Source organism: Pseudomonas sp. FW300-N2F2 (genome assembly GCF_017351655.1).
Lineage (GTDB): Bacteria > Pseudomonadota > Gammaproteobacteria > Pseudomonadales > Pseudomonadaceae > Aquipseudomonas > Aquipseudomonas fluorescens_AA.
Genome location: NZ_JACNDQ010000003.1, coordinates 1 through 23,946, shown reverse-complemented (window position 1 = coordinate 23,946; position 23,946 = coordinate 1). Strand labels below are relative to the sequence as shown.

The window sequence follows — 23,946 nt, the reverse complement described above, 5'->3', positions numbered from 1 at the left end:
AAAAAACCCGCCGAAGCGGGTTTTTTTGTGGATCAGTGCACAGTCAGCGTTCGTCAGATCAGAGCTCGGAGAAACACTCTTCGATGATCGCCAGGCCTTTGTCCAGTTGCTCGTCCGGCGAGGTCAGCGGCACCAGCACCCGCAGAACGTTGCCGTAGGTGCCGCAGGACAGCAGGATCAGGCCCTTGTCACGTGCCTTGGCCACCACCTGGGCCACTGCCGCTGCGTTCGGCTTGTGGGTGTCGCCGTTTTCGAACAGCTCCACGGCGATCATCGCACCCAAGGCACGGACTTCACCGATGACCGGGTACTTCTTCTGGATGGCCTTGAGGCCCGTGACCAGACGCTCGCCCACGGCCTTGCAGCGGTCCAGCAGGTGCTCTTCCTCGAAGACTTCCATCACCGCCAACGCCGCCGCGCAAGCAATCGGGCTGCCAGCGTAGGTGCCGCCCAGGCCACCTGGGGCGATGGCATCCATGTACTCGGCCTTGCCGCAGACACCGGCCAACGGGAAACCGCCGGCAATGGATTTGGCGAAGGTGGTCAGGTCAGCAGCAACACCCATCTGCTCCATGGCGAAGAAGGTGCCGGTACGGCCAGCGCCCGTCTGGACTTCGTCAGCGATCAACAGAATGCCGTGCTGGTCGCACAGGGCGCGCAGGCGCTTCATGAACTCCTTGGGCGCCACATAGAAACCACCCTCGCCCTGCACCGGCTCGATGATGATTGCAGCGATGTCACGGGGCTCGGCGTCGTTCTTGAAGATGCGTTCGATGCTGGCGATGGAATCGTCGATGCTCACACCGTGCAGTTCGTTCGGGTACAGCGCGCGGAAGATACCGCCGGGCATCAGGCCCATGCCGGCCGAGTACGGCACGACTTTACCGGTCAGGCCCAGGGTCATCATGGTGCGACCGTGGTACGCGCCGGTGAAGGCGATCACACCGGCACGGCCAGTGGCGGCACGGGCAATTTTCACGGCGTTTTCCACCGCTTCGGAACCGGTGGTGACCAGCAGGGTTTTCTTGGCGAAATCACCGGGCACCTTGGCGTTGATTTTTTCGCACACTTCCACGTACGGCTCGTAGGCCAGGACCTGGAAGCAGGTGTGGGTCAGCTTGTTCAACTGCGCGGTCACGGCGGCGATGATTTTCGGGTGCACGTGGCCGGTGTTCAGCACGGCGATACCACCGGCGAAGTCGATGAATTCACGACCTTCAACGTCGGTCACCGTGGCGTTCTTCGCCGACTCGGCAAAGATCGGGTGAATCTGGCCGACGCCGCGTGGAACAGCGGCGGTGCGGCGGGCCATCAGGTCTGCGTTGGTCTTGCTCATTAAAATGTCCTCATTCGCCGCTCATCGGTCGGCGTAGTTCAAGGAATACATGGCGGGAAGGCAACTGCGACAGCATGCGATGATCGACTGCCACAGCGTTCCCGGCCACAAGAAACAGAACGGGTGAAACACGCAAAGGGACAGCGCTCTCGTGCCCTTTGCGCTTGAAGCGGATCAGATACCCAAGCAGAGGTATTTGATTTCCAGGTAGTCCTCGATGCCGTACTTGGAGCCTTCACGGCCCAGGCCCGACGCCTTGATACCGCCGAACGGCGCGACTTCGTTGGAGATCAAACCAGTGTTGACGCCGACCATGCCGTATTCCAGGGCCTCGGCCACACGGAACACACGGCCCAGGTCGCGGGCATAGAAGTACGAAGCCAGGCCGAACTCGGTGTCGTTGGACATCGCAATCACTTCGGCTTCGTCTTTGAAGCGGAACAGCGGCGCCAGCGGGCCGAAGGTTTCTTCCTTGGCCACGGCGGCATTGTTCGGCACATTGGTCAGGATGGTCGGTTCGAAGAAGTTGCCTTCCATCGCCTTGCCGCCCGACAGCACGGTCGCGCCTTTGCTGACCGCATCGGCAATGTGCTCTTGCACCTTGGCGACCGCTTTCTCGTCGATCAACGGACCGGTGGTGGTGCCGTCTTCCAGACCGTTGCCGATCTTGAGCTTGGCCACCGCCACTTTCAGTTTCTCAGCGAAGGCGTCGTACACCGAATCCTGGATATACAGGCGGTTGGCGCAGACGCAGGTCTGACCGTTGTTGCGGTATTTGGAAATGATCGCGCCTTCGACGGCCTTATCCAGGTCCGCGTCGTCGAACACGATGAACGGCGCGTTGCCGCCCAGTTCCAGGGAGACTTTCTTGATGTCCTTGGCGCATTCGGCCATCAGCTGGCGACCGATCTCAGTCGAGCCGGTGAAGGACAGCTTGCGCACGATCGGGTTGCTGGTCAGCTCGCCACCGATGTCGCCGGCGCTGCCGGTGACCACGCTCAACACGCCTTGCGGAATGCCGGCACGGTGCGCCAGCTCCACCAGGGCCAGGGCCGAGAACGGGGTTTGCGAAGCAGGCTTGATGACCATGGTGCAGCCGGCAGCCAGGGCTGGGCCGGCCTTGCGGGTGATCATCGCCGCCGGGAAGTTCCACGGGGTGATGGCCGCGGTCACGCCGATCGGCTGCTTGATCACGATCAGGCGCTTGTCGGGCTGGTGGCCGGGAATCACGTCACCGTAGATGCGCTTGGCTTCCTCGGCGAACCACTCGATGAACGAGGCGGCGTAGACGATCTCGCCCTTGGCCTCGGCCAGCGGTTTGCCTTGTTCCAGGGTCATCAGGCGACCGAGGTCGTCCTGGTTTTCGATCAGCAATTCGTACCAGCGGCGCAGCTTGTTGGCGCGCTCCTTGGCGGTCAGGGCACGCCAGGCCGGCAGTGCCTTGTCGGCGGCTTCAATCGCCCGGCGGGTTTCGGCGGCGCCCATCTTCGGCACCGTGCCCAACACTTCGCCCGTCGCCGGGTTGGTGACCTTGATCGTCTGACCATTGTCCGCATCGACCCAAGCGCCATCGATAAAGGCTTGCTGGCGGAACAACTGGGTGTCTTTAAGCTGCATGTCGGCTTTCCTTAACAGCACCGCGCGCACGCGGAGCGAATTAGATTTGTAGAAAGGCGCCTCGGGGGCTGCCGTCAGGGAAATCATTCACCGGGCTGAAGCACAGAAATAACGCACATAAGCACAGACGTGCGGTTCAGCACCCAGACAAGAGCGTTTGAAATCTCAAACGAATCCTAGGGCCGATGGGGGTGAAGGACAATAGCCTGTTCGAAAAAAAGAACGAAAAAACCGAATTTGCCCGTTTTTTCTGATCAGCGTAGCCGATGCCCACCTAGGCTTATGAAAACACCGGCAAATCAGCAGCATGGACGCCCGCATTGCATATGAGTATCATGGCGCCCGCGTCGCACCAGTAGCTCAGCTGGATAGAGTACTGCCCTCCGAAGGCAGGGGTCGTGGGTTCGAATCCCGCCTGGTGCACCATATAGCAGTCTAGACCTGTCTCAGACAGTCTACGAAACACCCCAAGAAGCCCGCCCTGTGCGGGCTTTCTTGTTTCTGGCTATATCATGTGTTCAATACCTGATGCATCGAGTGAATCGCTGAGGTTTCCAGCACTTTCTTCATGACCTCGAACTGTAGACCCGGTCGGATGGGAACCCCAAACCTGTCGTCGTCATAAGGAAAAGGTTCGGTTTCACCTGTTTTGCAATAGCCCCGACGCTCATACCACTTTATCAACGTGTCCCGCGCTTCAAGCACCGTCATATGAATACACTCAGCGCCGCGTGATTGGCACCATTGCTCCGCGGCGGCGAGCAAGCGCCGTCCACACTGAGCATTCTGTTTTTTTGGATCGATTGCCAATGACCCGAGATACCAAGTCCCCGCCTGCACTGGCTCAACCCATACACACCCGAGGATGTTTTCTCGCTTCTTCCATACCAATAACGAAGCGAGCGGTTTCTGTGCAATCTCAGTCCTGAGCGTTGTTTCCGAAATACGGTCTCCGCTAATCAGACCCGTTTCTGTCGTCCAACTTGCTCCTTCCCCTTCGCCGCGATATGCCCGATTGAGTAATAAAACGACTCCAGCAACATCTGCATCACAAGCGGGTCGCAAGCTGACAGGGTTAAGACGATCAACGCGCTCAGCTAGAGACTCCTCGGCCAAGCGATTTTCCAGAGTATCCAGCTGTTCCAGAAAAGAACCCGACATCCCGGCTAATAAGTCGCGAACCACGATATCAATAAGTGGCCATACGACTTGGCGGCCTTGATCGACGGCAGCCCTCCCCGCCTCCGTCAGTTCGACGAGGGACTGCCGCTTGTCTTTCTCCCCCCGGCTCGAGACAACGAGCCCTTCGTCCGTCAGCCGGTTTACACTTTTTGTCATTGCAGGCTGGCTCACCCGGATGGCTCGGGCGAGATCCCCAACAGTGCAGCCTTTGGAACCATCGAGCAGCACGAGAACCGGAAACAGCCCTGGTGGGACTAATGTACCCACATCGCTAGCCAACAGACTCGCATCTGCTTGCATCTGCTCGGCAAGTCGCTTGAGACGGCTGCCTAAAAAGACATGGGGCATTTCTCGTAAAATATCCATAACACCTCCGGGATTTGTATAACTAGTTATACAAACTCCCTGGAGCTTGTCAAATCAGGTGGCTGTAGAGATGGTCTGAATGGGCACAGAAGCCGCCAAGCCCGGCTGCGCCCCGATGGTCGTAGCCGCCAGGACGCCAGACGCGATTCTCAATGGATCATCAGCCCGTCGGTTTAACTCAACGCTTGCGCAACGCCTCCAACCGCGCCGGCAGGTCTTCCTCGGGAAAGCGCTTGTGCAGCGCCAGCAGCTTCTCATCAGCGGCCTTGCTCTCACCCGCCTCGCGCAAGCGCAGGATTTCCATCAGGCCTTGCTCCAGCGATGGCAATGCTGCCGGCGCGGATTTGCTCATTTTCGCCGCGGGCTTTTCCGCCAAGGATTGCACAGGGCTTGCCGGGGCCCGGGCCAGTTCGCCCTGGGGCGCCATTCGGGTGATCGGGGCCGGGGCGGGCATGGCCGGTGGTGGTGCGGCGGCAACGGCAGGCGCTTGCCGATCGGCGGAAAACTCCATCGAGGCGGGTGAGGCCAGTTCCTCGTGGGGCACGGGTGAGCGCAATACCAGGCCGATCATTAGCGCCACGCCGGCGACCGTGGCGAATGCCATTTGCCAGCGCGGCCGTTGGCAGGCTTGCAGCCAGCGTTGCCACAGGCTTGGCGTGGGTGTCGGTGCTTCGCGACGGGCGGTGGCCAGGATGAAGGCGTCCAGGGAAGCCGGCGGCTCGCCGCTGGTGTGTTGGCGGAAATGCTCGATCAGCACTTCGTCGTTGGGTTCCGGGATATGTTTGGCGTCGATCATGCGGGTACCTCCTCGGCCAGCAGTCGCTGCAATTTCTGCTGGGCGTAACGCAAGCGGCTTTTGACCGTTTCCAGCGGGGCACCGGTCAGGGCGGCAATCTGTGACAGCTCCAGGTCGCCATGCAGGCGCAGCAGGAAGACCTCTCGCTGATCCTCGGGCAAGGCCTGCAACGCGGCGTCGAGACGCGCCTGGTCGCGGCTCAGGCTCAGCTGTTGCTCGGGGCTGCTGGTGTCGTCGGGCTGGACGTGCAATTGCTCGTCATAACTGTCGTGCAACGGGTTGTGGACACCCTGTTTGCGCCAGTGGTCGATCAAGCGGTTGCGGGCAATCTGGAACAACCAGGTACGAAAACTCGCCCGGCCTTGTGGCTGGGTGGCACTGCGAATCAGGCTGAGCCAGGTGTCCTGGAAAACTTCCTCGGCCAGCTCGGCCTTGTTGCTCAAGGACAGCAGGAAACGGTAAAGCCCTTGCCGATGGCGGGCGTACAGGACTTCGAAAGAAGCCCCGTCGCCATTGCGGTAGCGGGCCAGCAGCGATTCGTCGCTGGGAGAGTCAAGCGCAGCGGGCATGTGGGGGGCGAACTCCTTTCCGGTCATTGCAACACAGTCCTGGCAGACAACAAGGGAAGCCTGTGGGAGCGAGCTTGCTCGCGATGGCGTCGGATCAGTCAATGACGAACATGATCGGTCTACTGCTATCGCGAGCAAGCTCGCTCCCACATGTGATCCTTGCTGTGCCCGGGCTCAGCGCTTGGCCGCAGGCTCCAGGCTCTGGGCCAGTTCCACCAACTGCACAAACTCCGAGCGCAGCCCAAACGGATCATCACCGCGGGCCGAGCGCGCCAATTGCGCAGTGTCCTTCAAGGTCATCGTCCCAGTGTAGCGTCCATCACCCTTGAGCTGTTGGGCGAAGGCGGCAACAGCGGCCGAGAAACGCAGGTCATCGCTGGGCTTGCGGTCGTTCTGCACGCTGGCAATGGGGTGTTCGATCAGTCGACTGCTTCCGCCCTCGGCCGGCTTGTAGCGTACGCGCAACATCGCCAATTCACCTGACGTGCTCTGCGACTTGGGCGTGCTTGCATAGCGCAGCGGTTCCAACCAGCCCGGCGCGCCCTTCGGCACGATTTCATACAAGGCCGTCACCGTATGCCCGGCGCCGATCTCGCCTGCGTCGACCTTGTCGTTGTTGAAATCTTCACGCTTCAACGCGCGGTTCTCATAACCCAGCAGTCGATACTCACTGACCTGGGCGGGGTTGAACTCCACCTGCAACTTCACGTCCCGGGCGACCACCGCCAGGGTGGAACTGAGCTGGTCCACCAGGACCTTGCGCGCTTCGAGCAGGTTGTCGATGTAGGCGTAGTTACCGTCACCGGCGTCAGCCAATTGCTCCATCAGGTGCTCGTTGTAGTTATCCACACCGAAGCCCAGTGTCGTCAGGGAGACGCTGCTTTTACGCTGGTCCACCGCCATCTGCTTGAGGCTGTCGAAATCACTGACGCCGACGTTGAAGTCGCCATCGGTGGCCAGCAGGATGCGGTTGATGCCTTTGTCGATGAAGCTCTCCCGCGCCATCTGATAGGCCAACTCGATACCCGAGGCACCTGCGGTGGAACCACCGGCGTCGAGTTGATCGATGGCATTGCGGATTGCCACCTTGTCGCGACCCGAGGTGGGCTTGAGCACCACCCGGGATTCACCGGCATAGACCACCAGGGACACCCGGTCCTGATCGCGCAATTGGTCCACCAGCAGTTTCAGCGTGCTCTTGACCAGCGGCAGGCCTTCGCGACGGTCCATGGAGCCGGAAACGTCCACCAGGAAGACCAGGTTGGCCGGCGCCAGGTCCGCCACGGCGCGGTCGCTGGCCTTGATGCCGATGCGCAGCAAGCGGGTGTGGGGGTTCCACGGTGATGGGGCGACTTCGGTGGTCACACCAAAGGGTGAACCGTCGGTGGGCAGGGCGTAGCTGTACGGGAAATAATTGACCATTTCCTCCAGCCGCACCGCCCCTTCGGGCGGCAGGCTGCCTTGATTGAGCAAACGTCGCACATTGGCATAGCTGCCGGTATCGACATCCACGCTGAAGGTCGACACCGGCGTTTCGGCCACGCTGTGAATCGGGTTATCCGGAAGCTTTTCGTACTGTTCACGCGGTTCGGCACGGTAACCCGCGGCAATGGCATCGTTCGCCACGCTGGGAGCGGGCATCGATGCCGGCTTCATGAGCATGCGCTTGACCGTCGACTGGGGCCCTTGGGCGATCTCGCCTTGTGGCACCACGCTGGGCGCCACAGGTACCGGCTCGGACGGCTGGGCAGCCTCTCGGGAGGAAGACAATCCACAACCGGCCAGCGCCACCAGCAAAGTCACGGCGAAGCCCTGGGCAGCAGGACGCATAAAGGGAAATGGACGGGACATGGGCTGAACCTCGTGAATGAATGATCCGTTCACAGAGTCAGACGCAGGGCGCAAGGGGTTCGGGTTAACGACCAAAAATTTTTTTTGAAGCGCCGCAAAGACAGGGCTGGCCACCCCGAAGTGGCCAGGCCGTTACCGCGATTGGAGCCATCGCCTGCACGCTGCAGCAGGCATGGCTAGCGGGACGGAATGCCCCGCAGATCATCGGCGATGAAGCGGCTCAACTGGCCGGTGTAATAGTCTTCGACATCGGCGTTGCCTCTGTTCGTCAGGGCGCCTGCCATGCCTCGCATGACCTCCAGTTGCCCAATCGCCCCACCTGGCATCAGCCCCTCGCGGGCCTGGGCAAAGTGCAACACCTCGACACCGGCCTTCTTCACCTTGACCTGATAATTGAAATCGACACTGGCCAGATACGTACCGTCGGCAACGATATGGCTCATGAAGCCACCTTGGGTATCTTGAATACGGCGGGCATAGACGGCGTTGACATCCAACAGATAGTCAGCGGTTTCCTTGCTGGAGGCATAGCGATCGCCGTCAAGCAGGCGGACGATCAGGTCAGTGTGCAACCGGTCACGGACTTTTTCGTCGGGCAGAAAGCGTTCGTTTTTACCTACGACTTCAACGTTGAACGTGTCGATCCAATAGGTGGCGGTCTCGGGGATCGCCACCGGCGCAGGAGAAATGTAGTAATCGGGCTTGGAAGCGCAACCTGCCATAAGGCAGAGGGCCAGAAAGAGGGTAAAAATGCGCATGGTTGAATTCGTCCCTGAGCGGTAGCGGCATAATCGCGCCTGCATTCTACGGGGTTTGAACGAGCGCTCAAGTCAATCGGCCCTTACGGAGCACGGTTCCATCCTGTTCACCCCCCGATGTCCACCACCGTTTTCCCCGCCCCGCGCCCCTCGGCTACCTGGGCAAACGCCTCATTGACGTTCCCCAGGCCAAACCGGCGCGGATCCACCTTGATCCGCAGCTGTCCTGATTCAACCAGCCTCACGGCCTCCCGCAAGATCCACCCATGATGCTCGCGTCCCTTTCCGGTCAGCAGCGGCAGCAACGTAAACACTCCGGAATAGCTTGCGCCCCGGAACGACAATGGCGCGAGGCTGTGCTGGCCCCAACCGAGGCAGCTGAGCACATGGCCGGTGTAGGTTTTTACCGCGTTGAATGAAGCATCCAGGGTCGAGCCACCAACGGTGTCGTAAACGATGTCGAAGCCTTCGCCATCGGTGTACAGGCGCACGTAGCTGTCAGTGTCCTGGGTCCGATAGTCGATGGCTGAGGCGCCCAGTTCGCGGATGAAATCCAGGCTGCTGGCCGAACCCGTGGCGTAGACCTCGGCGCCCCGGGCCTTGGCGATTTGCACAGCCATTTGACCGACTCCCCCCGCGCCGCCATGAATCAGCACCTGTTGCCCGGCCCGGACGTTGGCGCGGTCTACCAATCCTTCCCAGGCCGTGATGAATGCCAGTGGCAAGGCGGCCGCATCGCGCATGCTCAATGAGCGGGGCTTGGGCGCGATCAGGCGGGCATCGACCGCGATGTACTCGGCCAGCGCGCCTTGCGCCCCGCCGATTCCGCCGGCCATGCCGAACACCTCGTCGCCAGGTGCGAAGTCATCCACGCCTTCGCCCCGCTCAACCACCGTCCCGGCCAGGTCGATCCCCAATACGGCGGGCAACGGCTGGCGTGCATGGGCACCGCCTCCCGCCGCGATCTTGGTATCCAGCGGGTTGATTCCGGCGGCATGTACCTTGATCAATACCTGGCCTTTGCCGGGAACGGGCCGGGCGATGGAACGGACAATCAGCGGCGCCTGAGCGGTTTCGGCAACGGCGGCGAACATGGTGTTGTTCATGACGGTAAACCTCCAATAAGTGGGCAGGTTCATCATGCGAGCGAAGACGCATTCCGATAAGTGAGCAACAATGGATAGGATTTATTCCAGACAGAGGCCAAATCCTGATGGATCTGCTCGATGCAATGCAGGTGTTCGTGCGCGTGGTGGAGCGCGGCTCGTTCTCGGCGGTCGCCAGGGAGCTGAACCTGGGCCAACCGGCGGTGAGCAAACAGATCCGCGCATTGGAGCAACATCTGGGCGGGGCGCTGTTCGCCCGCAGCACTCGCCATCTGGCGCTGACCGACCAGGGGCAGCGCTTCTACACCGAGAGCAAGGACATACTCGCCAGCGTGGACGCCGCACGGCTCAGTTTCGCCAGTGGCCAGGAACAGATCGCCGGCCTTCTGCGTGTGGCGGCGCCCGTCAGTTTCGGCCGGTTGTGTATCGCGCCCCTGGTGGGCGAGTTCCTGGCGCGTCACCCACAGCTTCGTATCGATTTGAGGCTGAGCGACCAGAACGAAGATGTATTGAAGGAAAACATCGACCTTGCCATTCGCATCGGCGTGGTGAAAAACGAAGGGCTGGTGGCGATTTCCCTCGGTGATAGCCCGCGCCGGGTGTACGCATCTCCTGCTTATCTGCAACAGCACGGCACGCCCCTCGAACCGGCCGACCTGGCCGGCCATAACTGTTTGGCGTTCACGCTGCTGGAGCATTACGACGTCTGGCGATTCGAGCAGGATGGCCTACAGCACAGCGTAACGATCAAAGGCAACGTCACCTGCAACAGCAGCGAGGCGATCCGGGAAATGGTACTGTCGGGCCTGGGCGTTTCGCTTTCACCGCAGTGGTTGTTCGCAGCCGATGTCCGCCAGGGAACCGTCTGCCCCCTGCTTGCCGACTACCAACCGCTGGCGCTGCCCATCAGCGCCGTGTTCAGTCACGACCGACGTCGCTCGGCACGGACTCGAGCTTTTGTGGATTTTCTGCGCGAGCGTCTTTGAACCGCCGGGCTAGGATTCACAGGCCAATGACGGCTGCGCAGCCTTGCCATGCCGTCCCGGGAAATACGCCGCCGCAGCCACGCCCACCGCCCCCATCACCACGCAATACCCCACGCACACCCACGGGCTCCACGGCACCAGGGCGATCAGCATCAACGGTGTCATGCTGGCCCATAGCGCATAGGCGATGTTGTAGGTGAGCGAGATGCCCGACACGCGGATCTTCGGCGGAAACAGGCTGACCATCACCGACGGCACCGCGCCGACCACACCGCAACCCAGGCCGGCCACGGCGTAGGCCAGGCCCAGCCAGGCGCTGCCGCTGATCAGGCTGGCGTAGAGCACGGCAATGCCCAGGGGCAGCAGCAGGCTGTAGAGCATGACGGTGCGCCAGGCGCCGATGCGGTCGACGATGAGGCCGGCCAGGACGCAGCCGATGTTCAGGAAGACGATGCCCAGGCTGCTCAGGGCGAAGGTGTGGCTGGGCGTCATGCCAAAGCTTTTCTGCATCACGGTCGGGGTGATGACCACGAACACCACCACGGCAGAGGTCAGCACACAGGTCAGGATGGCGGCGGGCAGCAAAGCCTGGCGGTGGTCGCGCAGGACCGTGCGCAACGGCAGTTCCGCAGCGCCTTCGCGATCGGCTTGCAAGGCCATGAAGATCGGCGTTTCGCTCAGCCAGCGGCGCAGCCAGACGCCGATCACACCGAAGACGCCCCCCAGCAGGAACGGCAGGCGCCAGGCGTAATCGAGTATCTCCGCCGGCGTGTAGATCCGCGCCAGCGCCGTTGCGGTCAGGGCGCCCAGCAGGTAGCCGAAGGTCAGGCCGGCCTGGAGGAAACCCAGGGCATAACCGCGATGATGCAGCGGCGCGTGTTCGGCCACGAATACCCAGGCGCTTGGCACCTCACCGCCCACGGCCGCGCCCTGCAGGATACGCAGCGCCAGTAGCAGCAACGGGGCGAAATAGCCGATTTGCGCGTAGGTGGGCATCACCCCGATGAGCAGGCATGGCAAGGCCATCATCAGGATGCTCAAGCTGAACACTCGCTTGCGCCCCAGGCGATCGGCAAAGTGCGCCATGAGAATGCCGCCCAAGGGGCGAGCCAGGTAGCCGGTGGCAAAAATCCCGAAGCTTTGCAGCAGGCGCAGCCAATCGGGCATTTCCGGCGGGAAGAACAACTGGCTGAGGGTCAGGGCGAAGAACACGAAGATGATGAAATCGTAGATCTCCAGCGCACCGCCCAAGGCGGCCAGGCCCAGGGTTTTGTAATCGGATCGGCTGAATCGGTCACCGGGTAGAACAGGGGTGGCAGTCATAGGCGGATTTGAACGATAAGTTGAAAGAGGGCGACGGCTCAGTCGTCGCGATCAGTGTCCACCGGTTGAACCGGTGGCTGGCCTGGCTCGGCGTCTTCGGCCTCGTCGGCAGGCAGGAAATCCTTGCGGCTCTGGGCTATGGCCCGGCGTATTTCGTCGCCCTTGGTGGGGCAGTTCAGGAGGCGGGCGATGCCGTCGGGTTTCTGCGTCATCGCCATCCTCCGGCATGAGTGAACAGGGGCTCGATAGTGCTCGCTTTTGGCGCGCGATGCCAATTTTGTGTCTGAGGGGCGCCATTGTGGCGGGGGCTGCTTTGCAGCCCAGCGGGGATAAATCCCCTCACCACAGAGGTTTGCGTTGTTCGGGTCAGCGGTGGTAGCGGCGCACTACGCTGCTGTTGCGCAGGACGTGACCTTTGATTTTTTCCATCAGTTGGGCCCGGGTGAGGCCGGCGGGGAAGGCTTCCGGCGGCAGGTCCAGGGCGAAGAGCTGGATCAGGTAATGGTGAGCGCTGTCGCCGATGGGCGGGCAAGGGCCGATGTAGCCGTGGGTATTCTTGCTGTTGATGCCGCTCATGCCTTCCAACGAAGACTTGGTACCGGCGCCCACTGGAATTTGCCGGGTGGTGGCCTTGATGCCGTAGTGGATCCAGTGGTCGACACCCTGGCCCCTCTGGCCGTCCGGGTCCAACATGACGATGGCGTAGCTGAGGGTGCCCGGTGGGCCGGCGTTCCAGCTCAAGGCCGGGGAAATGTTCTTGCCACCACAGGTATTGGCGTCACTGGCCGCCGCCGCGGTGAAGAGGCGGTCGTCCGACACGCCAGGGATACTGAGGGTAAAACGCTCCTCCGCCTGGGCTGCCCCTTGTGCGCACAGCACCAGGGCGACGGCCGCCAGCCAAGGGGTGAGAATGTTCAATCGAGTCATACCGGGGCACCTTGTGCGTGTCTGGCCATGGACGGCTTGCGAACTATAGCCGCAGCTTCGCCAAGGGTGCAGTGACAATTATGCTGAACCTCGTTCCGGCCCTCGACTCCAAAGGGAAACGCCTGCCGGAGAACACTCATGTCTCTGCATCAAGTCGCCCGTTTCGCCGATGTTCGCGAAGACCGCGGCCTCGAAGTCAAAATCCACGACACGTCCATCCTGTTGCTGCGTTCAGGCGATCAGGTGCGCGCCTTCCAAGGTAAGTGCCCCCATGCAGGCGCACCACTGGTCAAGGGCGCGGTGTGTCATGGACGGCTGATTTGCCCGTGGCACAAGGCGGCGTTCCGGGCTGAGGACGGCGCCCTGTGCGAGCCGCCAGCCCTCGACAGCCTGGCGCGCTATCACGTCGAAGTGCGCGGCGCTGACGTCTGGGTCGATGACCAACCGCTGCCGGCCGATAAAATTCCGCCGGCCGATGACGCGCGCACCTTTGTCATCATCGGCGCCGGAGCGGCGGGCACGGCTTGCGCGGCGGCGTTGCGGGAGAAGGGGTTTGGCGGCCGGATCCTGTTGATCGACCGCGAAGCCGAAGCCGGCTACGACCGTACGGTGCTGAGCAAGTATGTATTGGCCGGCGACATGCCGGTCAACGAGACGGCGCCGCTGCGCGATGAAACTTATTTCACCCAGCAACGCATCGAAAGGCTCCACGGCGAGGTCACGCATTTGGACCCCAGTGCCCGGCAAATCCAGCTCGCCGATGGCCGGCGCCTGGACTACGACGCCGCGCTCATTGCCACCGGCGGGGAGCCGAAGAAGCCAGCGCTGCCCGGCATCGATTTGCCGCAAGTCTTCGTGCTGCGTTCGATCGCCCATGCCCGGCAGATTCTCGACACTGTGCGACCAGGTCAACGGGCGGTGATCATTGGCGACAGTTTCATCGCCATGGAGGTGGCCTCATCCCTGCGCAAGCGCGAGCTGAGCGTCACCGTCTTGGCCCGGCACCCGGTGCCATTCGCCGCGCAATTGGGCGAGAGCGTCGGTCAGGCCATCCTGGCCCGGCACCGGGCCAACGGCGTGGAGTACCGCACCGACGGCGAAGCGGCACGGATCGAGGGCGCGCACAAGGTCGAAGCCGTGGTGCTGGATAACGGCCAGCGTTTGGCTGCGGACCTGGTGATCGTCGGTATCGGCGTGCATCCGGCCACCGAGCCGTTTGCCCAGTTGCCACGGGAACAGGACCAGTCGCTGTCCGTTGACGCAGGCATGCGTGTGGCTGATGGCTTATGGGCCGTGGGTGATATCGCGACATTTCCCCTCAACGGCACGCCTGTGCGCATCGAGCATTGGCGCCTGGCCCAGCAACAGGCGCGCATCGCCGCCGCGAACATGCTCGGCGGCGACGAGCACTATCTGGACGTGCCGTTTTTCTGGACCTATCACTTTGGCAAACGCTACGACTACCTCGGGCACGCTGAACATTGGGACGAGGTGGAATTCAAGGGCACGCCCGAGCATCCGCCCTTTATCGCCCTGTTGGGCAAAGACGGCCTCGTTGCCGCCGCCGTGGCCTGCGATGAAGGCCGGGCCATGGCAGCGCTGGCCCAGCGCATGAAGCAGCCGTTGCCGGTGGACGAGGCATGGCGGCTGGTTCGGGATTTCTCGTCGTAGATCTGTCCCACCCAATCCCCTGTGGGGGCGAGCTTGCTCGCGATAGCGGTGGATCAGTCACTTCAATGTGGCTTACACGACGCCATCGCGAGCAAGCTCGCTCCCACAGTTTTGTCTTGTGTTGACCGAAATATCCGCCACACCCCCAATCCCTCTGTGGGAGCGAGCTTGCTCGCGATGGCGGCGGGTCAGCTTGCATCAATGCACAGACTGATCGGCCGGCAAGTGGATAACCCGTGGCCGCTCCAATGGCGCCAGGGGCGGTGGCTGCAAGTCCGGGCTGAGCAAATGGAAATGCGGCACGACGTGGCTGATGTCGCCGTCCTGGTTGTTGTGGATGATCTTCGAGCCGGGCTGGCGCAGCGTGTCCAGGCGCTCGCCGGTCAACTTGAAACTGGCGCTCAAGCCCTGGTCATCCACCACTGGCGCCGGCAGCCGGCGCTGGGCGAAGCTGCGGCTTTTGCGCTGTTGATAACGCGCCCAGGTAATCAGCAGCACCGCGTTGACCAACGCGATCCACCCATAGACCTGCAAAGTCCCCAGTGTGTCGAACAGCGACCCTCCCAGGCGCGGGCCGGCTTGGCTGTCGAGCAGCGGCCACAGTCCGTTGACCAGCAAATACAACAGCCCCACCCACGCCAGCACGGTGAAAAGCGCATCGATGACCACCAGAAAAGGCCGTTGCCGGGTCCTGACAATTTTCATCGGATCACTTCCTCTTCCTGATCATCGAACGGTTTGATACCGCGATCCGGACTGATCCAGCGCGCACGCTTCTGATGCTGCCCGAACAGCACTTTGGGAAAGCTCACCAGGGTGGTGAAGAGGCTGATCAACCAGAACACCAGCGGGTACCAGACCACCCAGAACATGATGTGCCACAGACCTTTTTCGTAACGCCGATCGATCAGGATGCTCACCGCGAACTGCAGCAGGCACACCACGGCCAGCAACAGGCCGGTGAAGGCTGGCGGCATCAGGTGATCCACGGCGATGGCCGCTGGCATTTCGACGAATTTGCCGGCGCCCCAGAAGATCACCGACAGCAGGAAGGTAAACGCCCAGCCGGTGGACAGGCAGTATTCGAACAGCAGCGGCCACAGGTAGCGATGGCGGTATTGCCAGATGCCACGGATGTTCTTGAACAGCACCTCGGCGCCCCCCTGGGCCCAGCGCAGGCGTTGCCGCCACAGGCCGCGCAAGGTTTCGGGCATGAGGATCCAGCACAGCGCGCGCGGCTCGTAGAAGATGCTCCAGTGATCCAGTTGCAGCTTCCAACTGATGTCGATGTCTTCGGTGATCATGTCCGGGCTCCAGTAGCCGACCCGGTGCAGGGCGGTGCGACGGAACGCAACGATCACGCCGGACACGGTGAAGATCCGCCCGAAGACCCGCTGGGTCCGCTTGATCAGGCCGATGATCGAGGAAAACTCGCCGACCTGGACCCGGCCTATCAAGGTCGAACGGGTGCGGATGCGCGGGTTGCCGGTCACCGCGCCGAGGCGGGCGTTGTCCAGCATCGGCGCCACCAGGTAAGCACAGGTGTTCGGCGCCAGCAGCGCGTCACCGTCGATGCACACCAGGTATTCGCTGCGCGCCGCGATGGCCCCCATACGCAGGGCCACGGCCTTGCCCTGGTTTTCCGCCAGGTGCAAGACGCGCAAGCGCGGGTCCTCGGCTGCCAGTTGGTCGAGCATCTGGGCGGTGTTGTCCTTGGAGCCGTCGTTGATGGCGATGACTTCGATGTTCGGATAATGCTGGCCCAGCGCCGCGTGAATGGTGTCGGCAACGTTGTCGCCTTCGTTGAAGCACGGGATCAGGATGCTGATCAGCGGCTCACCTGCCAGGGACGGTGGCAAGGTGTCGTCCTTCCACGGCCAGTGGCGTTCCCAGTGCAGCCAGAAATACAGGCCGCCGGCGATCCACAGCCCGGACATGAACAGCGGGTAAAAGAACACGAAGTCCATCAGGAATTGCCCGGTGACCAGGAAGATCAGGCCCAGGGGCACCCCAAGGACGATCGCCAGCACCAGCAGGGCGAGCAGTCTGTCGAGCATGTCAAGGATTCCACTTGTTGGAGAGCGCCGGCCGCACGGTTTTCACGGCGGGCTGGTCTTCGATGAAGTTGTCCGGGTAGTAGCCGAAGCTGGTCACTCCCTGGCGCTTGAGGCGCCCCATCCAGTCGGCCAGGAGTTCGCCGTCGATGTCGGTCACCGGTTGGCTGTCCCAATCTCGCGCCTGCAATTCGAACACCGTGCGCTTGAGTGCACCGGGCCGGCTTTTGACGGTCTGGACCAGACGTTCCAACCACGGGCCGGACTGCGCACGGGTCTGCTTTTCCATCAGCGGCATGGCCATCGGTGCCGTCCAGTCATAGGCGCCGAGGAAATCGTCGAGGTTCTGGGCGAACCAGGCTTCGCTTTGCGGGTTGAGCATCGGTTCGGCAAAGATATTGCGCGCCGTCAGCACCTGCGGACCACGAATCGCCCGGACCTTGGCGGTCAGCTCATGGGTGAAGTCGATCAGGTAGCGGCTCTTGAAGCGGGTCCAGCGTTGCATCGCCGCAGGATCGTCCCGCAGGGCGGCGATGGACGTCGGCAAGCCGTGGGCGGCATAGACTTTCAGGGCCGCGGGGCTGGCATCCTCGAAGTCGGAAAACACCGCGTCGTCATGGTACAGAACGCCATCCAACGAACTCATCCGCGCCAGGTCCTCGTAGATCTCGCCGATGACCTTGCGCACCTTCGGGTCGAACGGCGACAGGCGCACGTATTGGTCCGGGGCGACGCCGGTCTTGCCGGTTTCCGGGTCCCAGCGTTGTACCCGTGGCAGCTTCGCGTCCAAGGCGAAACTGAGCACTGGCATCCAGGCATAGACCTTGGCGTTGGCCCGAGTGCGCAGTTGCCAGGCGACCCGGTCGAACAGGTCGGCGCGTACCGGCAGGTGGCGGTTGGGGAAGTACAACGAGTGCACCAGGCCGTCGCCTTTGGGATCGGCAAAGGCTTGCAGGAACACCGTATTGGCGCCCAGGTCGGAAATGCGCTGGACCAGCTTGCCAACGTTGGCCTCTTGCTGCACCGGGTCCGGGTCGTAGACGTAATCCAGATCGACATGCACCACCCGCATCGGGTCAATCGTCTGTACGGACACGATGCTTTCGGCGAAATGGGCACCATCCGGATCGGACGACACCAGGAAGCGTGGGCCGCTCATCAGGTTATCCAGGCTGTCGAGGCCGTCCTCCAGGGTCAGGGCCATTTGATAGCCCTCGCTGCCAATCACCTGCAACGCAGTACCGTCGGCTTCACCGTAAGGCCAGACCCAAACGCGCGGGCTATAACCGGCGACCTTGCGGATTTTCTCGGAAATAGCCGCCACGTCCTTGCGCAAGCGCGCCTGGAAATCGGCCTCGGTCTCGTAACGACCGGTGGCAGGGTCGTAGCGCCGGGTCGTCGCCGCAGGTTGCTGGTTGCCCTGCGGGTTGGCGAGCACGCCTTTGTGATTGGCATCGGTGTGGGCGGCGATTTCCACCAGGCCCGATTTCGACACCTCGCGAATCTGCTCCCAGGTCAGGAACTCGGAACGCTTGCGCGGCACCCCGGCAAAATCCACCGTCTGGTTCAGCGGCGTATCCACCCAGCTACCGACCGGAGCCAGGATAGCCGGCCAGTTATAGGCACGCAGGATGGGCATGACGCGGGTATAGAAGCTCGAGTAGCCGTCGTCGAAACTCAGCAGCACCGCACGGGGCGGCAGTTCCGGGCCGCCATTGCGGGCCGTGATGATCTGGTCCACCGTGACCGGCTGGTAGTTGTTTTCCCGCAGCCACGCCAATTGCTCGATCAGCCGCTCGGTGCGCACAGCCACCAGCGCCTGGTCCGGGTCTCGGTCGTCGACATCGTGGTAGGCGATGCCGAGCACATGGTTCTTCGGCCACGGGGCGTCGTTGGCCGCCAGCGGACGCTGCGAAGGCGGCGTGAACGCCGGGGCTTGCTGGGCACAAGCGCTGATCAGCAAGACCCCCAGCAGAAGGATGAATCGCGAAATAACAGGCATCTTCAAACTCTTCTAGAAGCGATAGGTGAGGTCGACAAGCAGGCGCAAATCGCTTTCGCGATCGCCGTCGTAGGGGCGGTTGAGCCAACTCAGCGCGGCACCTGCCTCTAGCACGTCGTTCCAGATGAAACGCTGGCCGTAGCCGAGCAATCCCATGGCCCCGGTGTTGTAGTCACGCTGGCTGTAGGTACCGGCACCGACCTGGAATTGCTGGCTCCACGTGGTTTCGTAGCGGCGATACAACACGTGGTTGGCGCTCACGGTCGGCATGACGCTGAAATCCGCTTTCGGGTTGAAATAAGGCACTTCGTTGGAACCGCTGTTGCGGCTGGCGCCGACTTCCAAACCCAGCTCCACTTGCAGGCGCGGGGTGCTGTAGATGCCCTCGCGGCCGGTCAGCTGGGTTTCGAGGCGGTTGTTGCCGTCACTGAAATGGGACGGGCTCAGCGCCAGTCGCCACTCGCGGCTTTCATTGGCCCGCCAACGGACGAAACCACTCCCGCCGTTGGCGCGGATGCCGCTGTTGAGCGCCCGCAGCGGGGTATTGGCCGAGAGGTAATCCAGGCTGCCGCCGTACTGCCAATGGTCGTCGATGTCTCGGGCCACGGCCACGCGCGCACCTTGCTTGTCGCCGGAACCATAGGCGTGATTGGAGACCTCGGCCTCCAGCGTCATGTCCCGGGTGCGACGCTCCACGCCCAGGCGCTGCCAACGGTGGTGGCCAGTGCCTTCCTCGAAATCACCGGTGGCGTAGCCGGCACCGCCGAACAACCGCCAGTCTTCATCGATAGGCGGGCTGTAGAGCAGCGTTTCGATACCAAAGTCCCGGCTACCAGTGACTGCACCGGCGTCACCGTTACCCCCGCCATAGCTCTTGCCGGTGTAGGCCTCGATGCGCAGCTCGGCCATGTCGTGTACCTCGCGCTGGCGCTGCAGACGTTTGACATGGGCGTTTTCCGGGTAGCGGGCGACCACGTCGTCGGTCAGTGCATCCAGCTGCCGCCACTCCTGCAAATCCATGGCAGCGCGAGCCTGGGCGATTTCCAGGTCGCGGTTGCGCGGAATCGTCGCCTCGACTTCTTTGAGCAGGTTTTCCGAACGGCGCGGCCAGTCGCGGGCCTGGTACAGATCGGCCTGGGCCAGGCGCATGCCAGTATTGCCGGGGCCCTGGCTGACCAAGGTTTCCAGGCGCGTTTCGGCAGAGGGCAAGTCGGCGCCGTACGTGCCGGCCTGGGCGGCGAGTTGCTGAGCGTCCATCCATTCATCGTTGGGGTTGCCGATCGGCAGGCCCTTGAGCTCGATGCGCGGAGGCTGGGCTTTCGCCATGTCTTCGGCCAGTGCACGGGCGTCTTCGGATTTTTCACTTTCCAGCAACGCATAGTAGAGCGCGGTGCTGTCTTCAAAACGCTCCGCAGGATCGGCATCTGGCGCGGTCAGGACCCGGCGGTACAGATCGACGGCAATCTCCGGCTCACGCTGTTCCAGATAGGAAGAGGCCACCCAGCGCAGGGCATAAGTGGGAATGCTCACGCCCTCGGCGATCAGCTTCTGGTATTCGGCAATCACTTCTGCTCGACGGGCGCGGGCATTGAGCGCGCCCATGCGATCGATGCGCCAACGGAGTACGTCGTCATGGGCCTCGGTCACCGGGGTCCAGGTGGCGAGCAACTTGTCGTAGTCGGCCAGGGCGCGGTCGGCAATGACGAAGCGCTCCTGTTCGCTGCGACTGGCCATGTCCGCCAGGCGCACCCGTTCGGCGGCGACGTCACCCTCCAGGCGTCGTTGCACGCCACGGTCGATCAGCCCCGGCTGCAGACGCGCCAGGCGCAGCGCCGGCTCTGGCAGCCGTGCGCGTTGCAGGGCGTAGATGTATTCGCGCGCTACCTCTGGGCTGTTGCCGGCGCGCGTGAAGGCCTGGTCGTATTCGAACAGCGCTTCGTGGGGGCTGTCGGCGCGGGTCAAGGCATAACCCAGTGCCAGTCGACGCATCGGATCTGTCGGCTTGGCAGCGACCAGGGCCTTGGCGCGGGTGACGGCTTCGTCGGGCTGCCCCGCATCGGCCTGGGTCAAGGCCAGGCCGAGTTGCAGGTCGGGGTTCTGGGGGGCGATCACCAAAGCCTGGCGGTACAGCTCGGCCGCCGAATCCCAACGCTTGAGGTTGCGATAGGCTCGAGCCGTCGCAGTCAGCGCCTGGACGGGCAGCGCTCGATTGCGGCCCTGGGTCTCATAGACCGACACCACCTCGCTATCGAGGCCGGCCCAGCTGGCGATCTGCAGGTGGTCACTGATCTGCGCGGCGCTGGCCTGGCCGGCCGGCACCTGGCGCAACGCAGTCAGCGCAGGGGTGTAATGGCCGGCACGGGCGTCGAGCACCATTTGGTCATAGGCGGTATCGGCAAACGCCAGCATCGGCCAGCACAATTGGCTGCACAGCGCGACGCGAAACAACGGGCGCAAACCACGTTGAATAAAAGGACCCACAGTACGCGGCATTCGTCAGCATCCTTACATGGCCAGCCGGGTCGCAGTGCCCCCTTGCCCATCAAACAGGAAGCCGGATCAAAGGAATCCAGCCAAGCTCTAATGGGCCTAGTCTTGCACTCTCAGGCGGGTCATCTTCAGGAACGCCACAATTCTTCAGAATCGATACAGATTTCGGCCCAGGGTGATCCGTGGGCATAAAAAAACCCGGCCGTGCGTCATGCACGGGCCGGGTCTTGGGTGTGACTTGAACGGCTTACTGGATGGCGACGCCGCCGCCCAGTTTGCTCATCACAAATGCCGAGAATTGTTCAACGGTCATTTTCTGGCCATTGAAATCGACCTGGTTGTTGGCGTAGTGCAACTTGGTGACAACGTCGTTGCCTTCAAGGGTCGCCAATTGAGTGCCGACGGCCATGGCGCTAAACATATCGCTGGTAGCGGTGGCTTGATCGGCGATCAGCTTGGCATCCGTCTGGCCTTCCATTTGTGCCTGCACGGTCATCAGGTCGACCAGCATCGGCTTGGAAACCTTGAGATTGAAATCCAGCAGGGCGAGCAACTGACGTCCCAATTCATCCGGCGGCAGGTCCATGGACTGCGGCTTGGTCAGATCAACGATCAGGCTGGCACGGCTTTCACCGTTGGCAGTGTTGAACGACAGATTTTCCAAGGCCACCTGCGGGGCACCGGCCAAGAGTTTTTCCAGATCGGCTTTGACCTGTGCTTCCTCAGCTTCGGTCAGGCTCAACTCTGGCGCCGGTTCACCGGCTGCAGCGGCTTCGGCGGCCGCTCTTTCGTAGGGCTGCAGCTTGGTCTGGTAGATCTGCATCAGCGACATGGTGGCCGGGATGTCCAGATTCTTCAGACTGACCGCCATCTGCGCCGAACCAATGGTCTTGTCGTTGAACGACAACTCACCGATCTTGTAATCGGCACGCCCCGAAGCACTGGTGCCGTTCTCACTGCTGCTGTTCTTCATTTCGAAGTTCTTCAGGCCCAGCACCGACTTCGGCTCACCAAACGTGGCCTTGGTGCTGCTCATCAGCAGGGTGTTGTCACCCATGTAGTAACCGTATGAGCTTTTGCTCAGGTTACTGGCCAATGTCAGGCCGTTCAGCTCGACCTGCACCGGCGTCTGGTCTTCGGCAACGGTGGTCAACTTGAAGCTGTCCATGTAGCCGTCAGCCTTGACCTTCTGGCCTTGGGCGCTGGCGGCCAGATCGATCTTGAGACCGGAGAAGGTGAGCTGGGACTGCTCATCCAACTTGGTGTCCAACGGCAGCAGCTCGTAGGTGCCGTTGATGGATTCGTCGTAACCCAGGTTGACCACACCTTTGAGCGGCGACTGGTCCTTGGTTGCAGCGAACCACTTGTCAGTCAGTGGATTGCGCTCAAGAGCGGTGTGACTGGTGGCCATGACCGGCAGCCACTTGAGCGTAATCAAGCGCGAGAATGGCAGTGGGCCGTGCTCGATCCGGTCGACGAAGAGCAGCTCGACCGACTCACCACCGAACATCTCGCCTTCGCCTTTGAGACGGTAGTGGGCGGTGCTGCTGAATGTGCCACGGTCCATGGAAACCAGCTCCAGGGCGGCAGTGCTGTTGGACCCGGACAAGGCTGTCTGCATCTGCTTATTGCTATCGGCAATAGCATTTTTCAACACGCCTTCGAGTTTGGTCCCGGTGTACCAGGCGCCGCCCGCGCTGATAGCACCGACAGCCACAACGATTCCCAGAAGTACGCTTGCTGATTTATTCATGAGTGACCCGATCGATATCCATGGTTGAAGAAAGCCGTCGTCTTCCCTGACCCGCCAAAGGGGTGGCTCGACGCCGCAAAGGAGGGGAGATTACCACCAGGCACCCCTGCGGGCCCAATGTTTATAGGGGTAAAAGCGTTTTCTTGAGAGGTGGTCTACGAATATTGGACTTCGATCTCGTCGAGCTGATGGTCGAAAGTCTTGAGGCGGGCCGTCCAGGTGTACACCAGCACTTCGAAATCGCGATTGATCACCGCCGCCCCCGATGACTCTGCGCGCGAATCGCAAAAGTCCAGTTGATAGCGCTCCCGGGCCATGGCGTTAGCCACGTCGCACAATTCACGGGCGTTGTTGAGCCAGTGCCAGCCGTCCTGGGTGACCTGCTTGTCCAGGGCCGCGCACTGGACTTTCAGGGCTTCCAGGCTTTTTTCCAACGGGGTACCGGTGAGCTCGCCCATGACTTCCTGGAATGTGCGGCCAGGTTGCCAATAACTGCCCCAGAAATAACGGTCAAACACCGTTTCGACGCGGCGCAACGCTACCTTGGTGTCCCAAATCAGCACCAGGGTCTTGCCTTGCTCAAGGTGTTTTTTCTTGATGCGTTGGCCCTGAAGCGAAGCCCAGGCCACGATTGCGATGGATATCACGCCAATCAACGCTGCCGCGCTATCGAGGAACAGTAGCGCCTTGTCGATTTGATGAGTGAGCATGACGCCATAGAAATAAGTGGCCGAAAGCAGCAGCAATGCTGCGGTGGCGCACCAAAAGCCGGGAGCATAAGGGTTTTTCATTATTGGAATCCCCATGACCAGTGACGTCGTGGGCCCTCTTGGTCGCCAGAGCCCGACTCTCACAGCATAGCAACGGCATGGGGGGTTTGCCGGAGCATCAGAGGCTCGATCCGATTACCGGCCCAAAACGACAAAACCCCTGTCTGCTGAGGCAGACAGGGGTTCTGGAAATTCAATCTTGACGATGACCTACTCTCACATGGGGAAACCCCACACTACCATCGGCGATGCATCGTTTCACTGCTGAGTTCGGGATGGGATCAGGTGGTTCCAATGCTCTATGGTCGTCAAGAAATTCTGTGTCCGACCCGTTCAACAACAACGTGTCGGTAAAATCGATGATCTCTACTAAAAACAAAACCCCTACC

Annotated in this window: 19 protein-coding genes, 1 tRNA gene and 1 rRNA gene; 3 read left to right on the top strand and 18 right to left on the bottom strand. The window is 61.8% G+C overall.

The genetic code is table 11. From position 1 onward, the window contains the following. Window positions 1-58: 58 nt before the first annotated feature. Together gabT and gabD are read right to left on the bottom strand one after the other, a co-directional pair. Window positions 59-1,336 (bottom strand): 4-aminobutyrate--2-oxoglutarate transaminase, encoded by a 1,278-nt coding sequence (gene gabT / locus J4E63_RS21065; protein ID WP_060739768.1) that lies wholly within the window; start codon window positions 1,334-1,336, stop codon window positions 59-61. Between the two features lie 174 nt (window positions 1,337-1,510). Further along, the gene (gene gabD / locus J4E63_RS21060; RefSeq protein ID WP_123344672.1) at window positions 1,511-2,953 is read right to left on the bottom strand and encodes an NADP-dependent succinate-semialdehyde dehydrogenase; all 1,443 of its coding nucleotides are present in this window, start codon (window positions 2,951-2,953) and stop codon (window positions 1,511-1,513) included. Between the two features lie 349 nt (window positions 2,954-3,302). Here gabD and J4E63_RS21055 point away from each other — a divergent pair. Then, window positions 3,303-3,379: transfer RNA gene (locus J4E63_RS21055), tRNA-Arg, on the top strand. A gap of 84 nt (window positions 3,380-3,463) precedes the next feature. Here the strand turns inward: J4E63_RS21055 and J4E63_RS21050 are convergent. The 6 genes from J4E63_RS21050 to J4E63_RS21025 form a co-directional block, all read right to left on the bottom strand. Continuing rightward, window positions 3,464-4,501, bottom strand: coding sequence for a helix-turn-helix domain-containing GNAT family N-acetyltransferase (locus J4E63_RS21050; protein WP_207283255.1), 1,038 nt, complete (start codon window positions 4,499-4,501; stop codon window positions 3,464-3,466). A 178-nt stretch (window positions 4,502-4,679) separates the two neighbouring features. Beyond that, window positions 4,680-5,297 carry a hypothetical protein gene (locus tag J4E63_RS21045; RefSeq protein WP_207283254.1) on the bottom strand — a complete coding sequence of 206 codons (618 nt, stop codon included), beginning with the start codon at window positions 5,295-5,297 and terminating at the stop codon, window positions 4,680-4,682. Further along, on the bottom strand, window positions 5,294-5,866 hold the full coding sequence (locus J4E63_RS21040) for an RNA polymerase sigma factor (protein WP_207283253.1): 573 nt from the start codon (window positions 5,864-5,866) through the stop codon (window positions 5,294-5,296). Before J4E63_RS21040 ends, J4E63_RS21045 begins: the two co-directional genes overlap by 4 nt. Before the next feature lie 174 nt (window positions 5,867-6,040). Beyond that, on the bottom strand, window positions 6,041-7,717 hold the full coding sequence (locus tag J4E63_RS21035) for a VWA domain-containing protein (RefSeq protein ID WP_207283252.1): 1,677 nt from the start codon (window positions 7,715-7,717) through the stop codon (window positions 6,041-6,043). Window positions 7,718-7,893: 176 nt separating this feature from the next. Next, the gene (locus J4E63_RS21030) at window positions 7,894-8,475 is read right to left on the bottom strand and encodes a hypothetical protein (protein WP_207283251.1); all 582 of its coding nucleotides are present in this window, start codon (window positions 8,473-8,475) and stop codon (window positions 7,894-7,896) included. 107 nt (window positions 8,476-8,582) lie between these two features. Beyond that, a complete protein-coding gene (locus J4E63_RS21025; RefSeq protein ID WP_207283250.1) occupies window positions 8,583-9,581 on the bottom strand; it encodes a zinc-dependent alcohol dehydrogenase family protein in 999 nt (332 codons plus the stop codon). A gap of 107 nt (window positions 9,582-9,688) precedes the next feature. Between J4E63_RS21025 and J4E63_RS21020 the strand changes: the two genes are divergently transcribed. After that, a complete protein-coding gene (locus J4E63_RS21020; RefSeq protein WP_207283249.1) occupies window positions 9,689-10,567 on the top strand; it encodes a LysR family transcriptional regulator in 879 nt (292 codons plus the stop codon). A 9-nt stretch (window positions 10,568-10,576) separates the two neighbouring features. Here J4E63_RS21020 and J4E63_RS21015 read toward each other — a convergent pair whose 3' ends face one another. The 3 genes from J4E63_RS21015 to J4E63_RS21005 all read right to left on the bottom strand — a co-directional run bounded on the left by J4E63_RS21015 (window position 10,577) and on the right by J4E63_RS21005 (window position 12,817). Next, entirely contained in the window at window positions 10,577-11,890 is a 1,314-nt protein-coding gene (locus tag J4E63_RS21015) for an MFS transporter (protein ID WP_207283248.1), read from the bottom strand. A 38-nt stretch (window positions 11,891-11,928) separates the two neighbouring features. Next, complete coding sequence (locus tag J4E63_RS21010) at window positions 11,929-12,102, bottom strand: hypothetical protein (RefSeq protein ID WP_163006770.1); 174 nt, start codon at window positions 12,100-12,102, stop codon at window positions 11,929-11,931. Between the two features lie 154 nt (window positions 12,103-12,256). Further along, complete coding sequence (locus tag J4E63_RS21005) at window positions 12,257-12,817, bottom strand: YbhB/YbcL family Raf kinase inhibitor-like protein (protein WP_207283247.1); 561 nt, start codon at window positions 12,815-12,817, stop codon at window positions 12,257-12,259. Between the two features lie 138 nt (window positions 12,818-12,955). On the opposite strand from J4E63_RS21005, the gene J4E63_RS21000 reads away from it, so the two are divergent. After that, entirely contained in the window at window positions 12,956-14,488 is a 1,533-nt protein-coding gene (locus J4E63_RS21000) for an apoptosis inducing factor family protein (RefSeq protein WP_207283246.1), read from the top strand. 198 nt (window positions 14,489-14,686) lie between these two features. On the opposite strand, the gene pgaD is transcribed toward J4E63_RS21000, so the two are convergent. The 7 genes from pgaD to rrf form a co-directional block, all read right to left on the bottom strand. Further along, on the bottom strand, window positions 14,687-15,193 hold the full coding sequence (pgaD, locus tag J4E63_RS20995) for a poly-beta-1,6-N-acetyl-D-glucosamine biosynthesis protein PgaD (RefSeq protein ID WP_060739780.1): 507 nt from the start codon (window positions 15,191-15,193) through the stop codon (window positions 14,687-14,689). Then, window positions 15,190-16,545 (bottom strand): poly-beta-1,6-N-acetyl-D-glucosamine synthase, encoded by a 1,356-nt coding sequence (gene pgaC / locus J4E63_RS20990; RefSeq protein WP_092204979.1) that lies wholly within the window; start codon window positions 16,543-16,545, stop codon window positions 15,190-15,192. Before pgaC ends, pgaD begins: the two co-directional genes overlap by 4 nt. Window position 16,546: 1 nt before the next feature. After that, the gene (gene pgaB, locus J4E63_RS20985; RefSeq protein ID WP_207283245.1) at window positions 16,547-18,544 is read right to left on the bottom strand and encodes a poly-beta-1,6-N-acetyl-D-glucosamine N-deacetylase PgaB; all 1,998 of its coding nucleotides are present in this window, start codon (window positions 18,542-18,544) and stop codon (window positions 16,547-16,549) included. Between the two features lie 12 nt (window positions 18,545-18,556). Then, on the bottom strand, window positions 18,557-21,037 hold the full coding sequence (gene pgaA / locus J4E63_RS20980) for a poly-beta-1,6 N-acetyl-D-glucosamine export porin PgaA (RefSeq protein WP_207283244.1): 2,481 nt from the start codon (window positions 21,035-21,037) through the stop codon (window positions 18,557-18,559). Between the two features lie 244 nt (window positions 21,038-21,281). Continuing rightward, on the bottom strand, window positions 21,282-22,787 hold the full coding sequence (locus tag J4E63_RS20975; RefSeq protein ID WP_207283243.1) for a YdgA family protein: 1,506 nt from the start codon (window positions 22,785-22,787) through the stop codon (window positions 21,282-21,284). 155 nt (window positions 22,788-22,942) lie between these two features. Next, window positions 22,943-23,578 carry a hypothetical protein gene (locus J4E63_RS20970; protein ID WP_060739785.1) on the bottom strand — a complete coding sequence of 212 codons (636 nt, stop codon included), beginning with the start codon at window positions 23,576-23,578 and terminating at the stop codon, window positions 22,943-22,945. A 176-nt stretch (window positions 23,579-23,754) separates the two neighbouring features. Continuing rightward, window positions 23,755-23,870 (bottom strand): 5S ribosomal RNA (rrf, locus tag J4E63_RS20965). Window positions 23,871-23,946 lie beyond the last annotated feature (76 nt).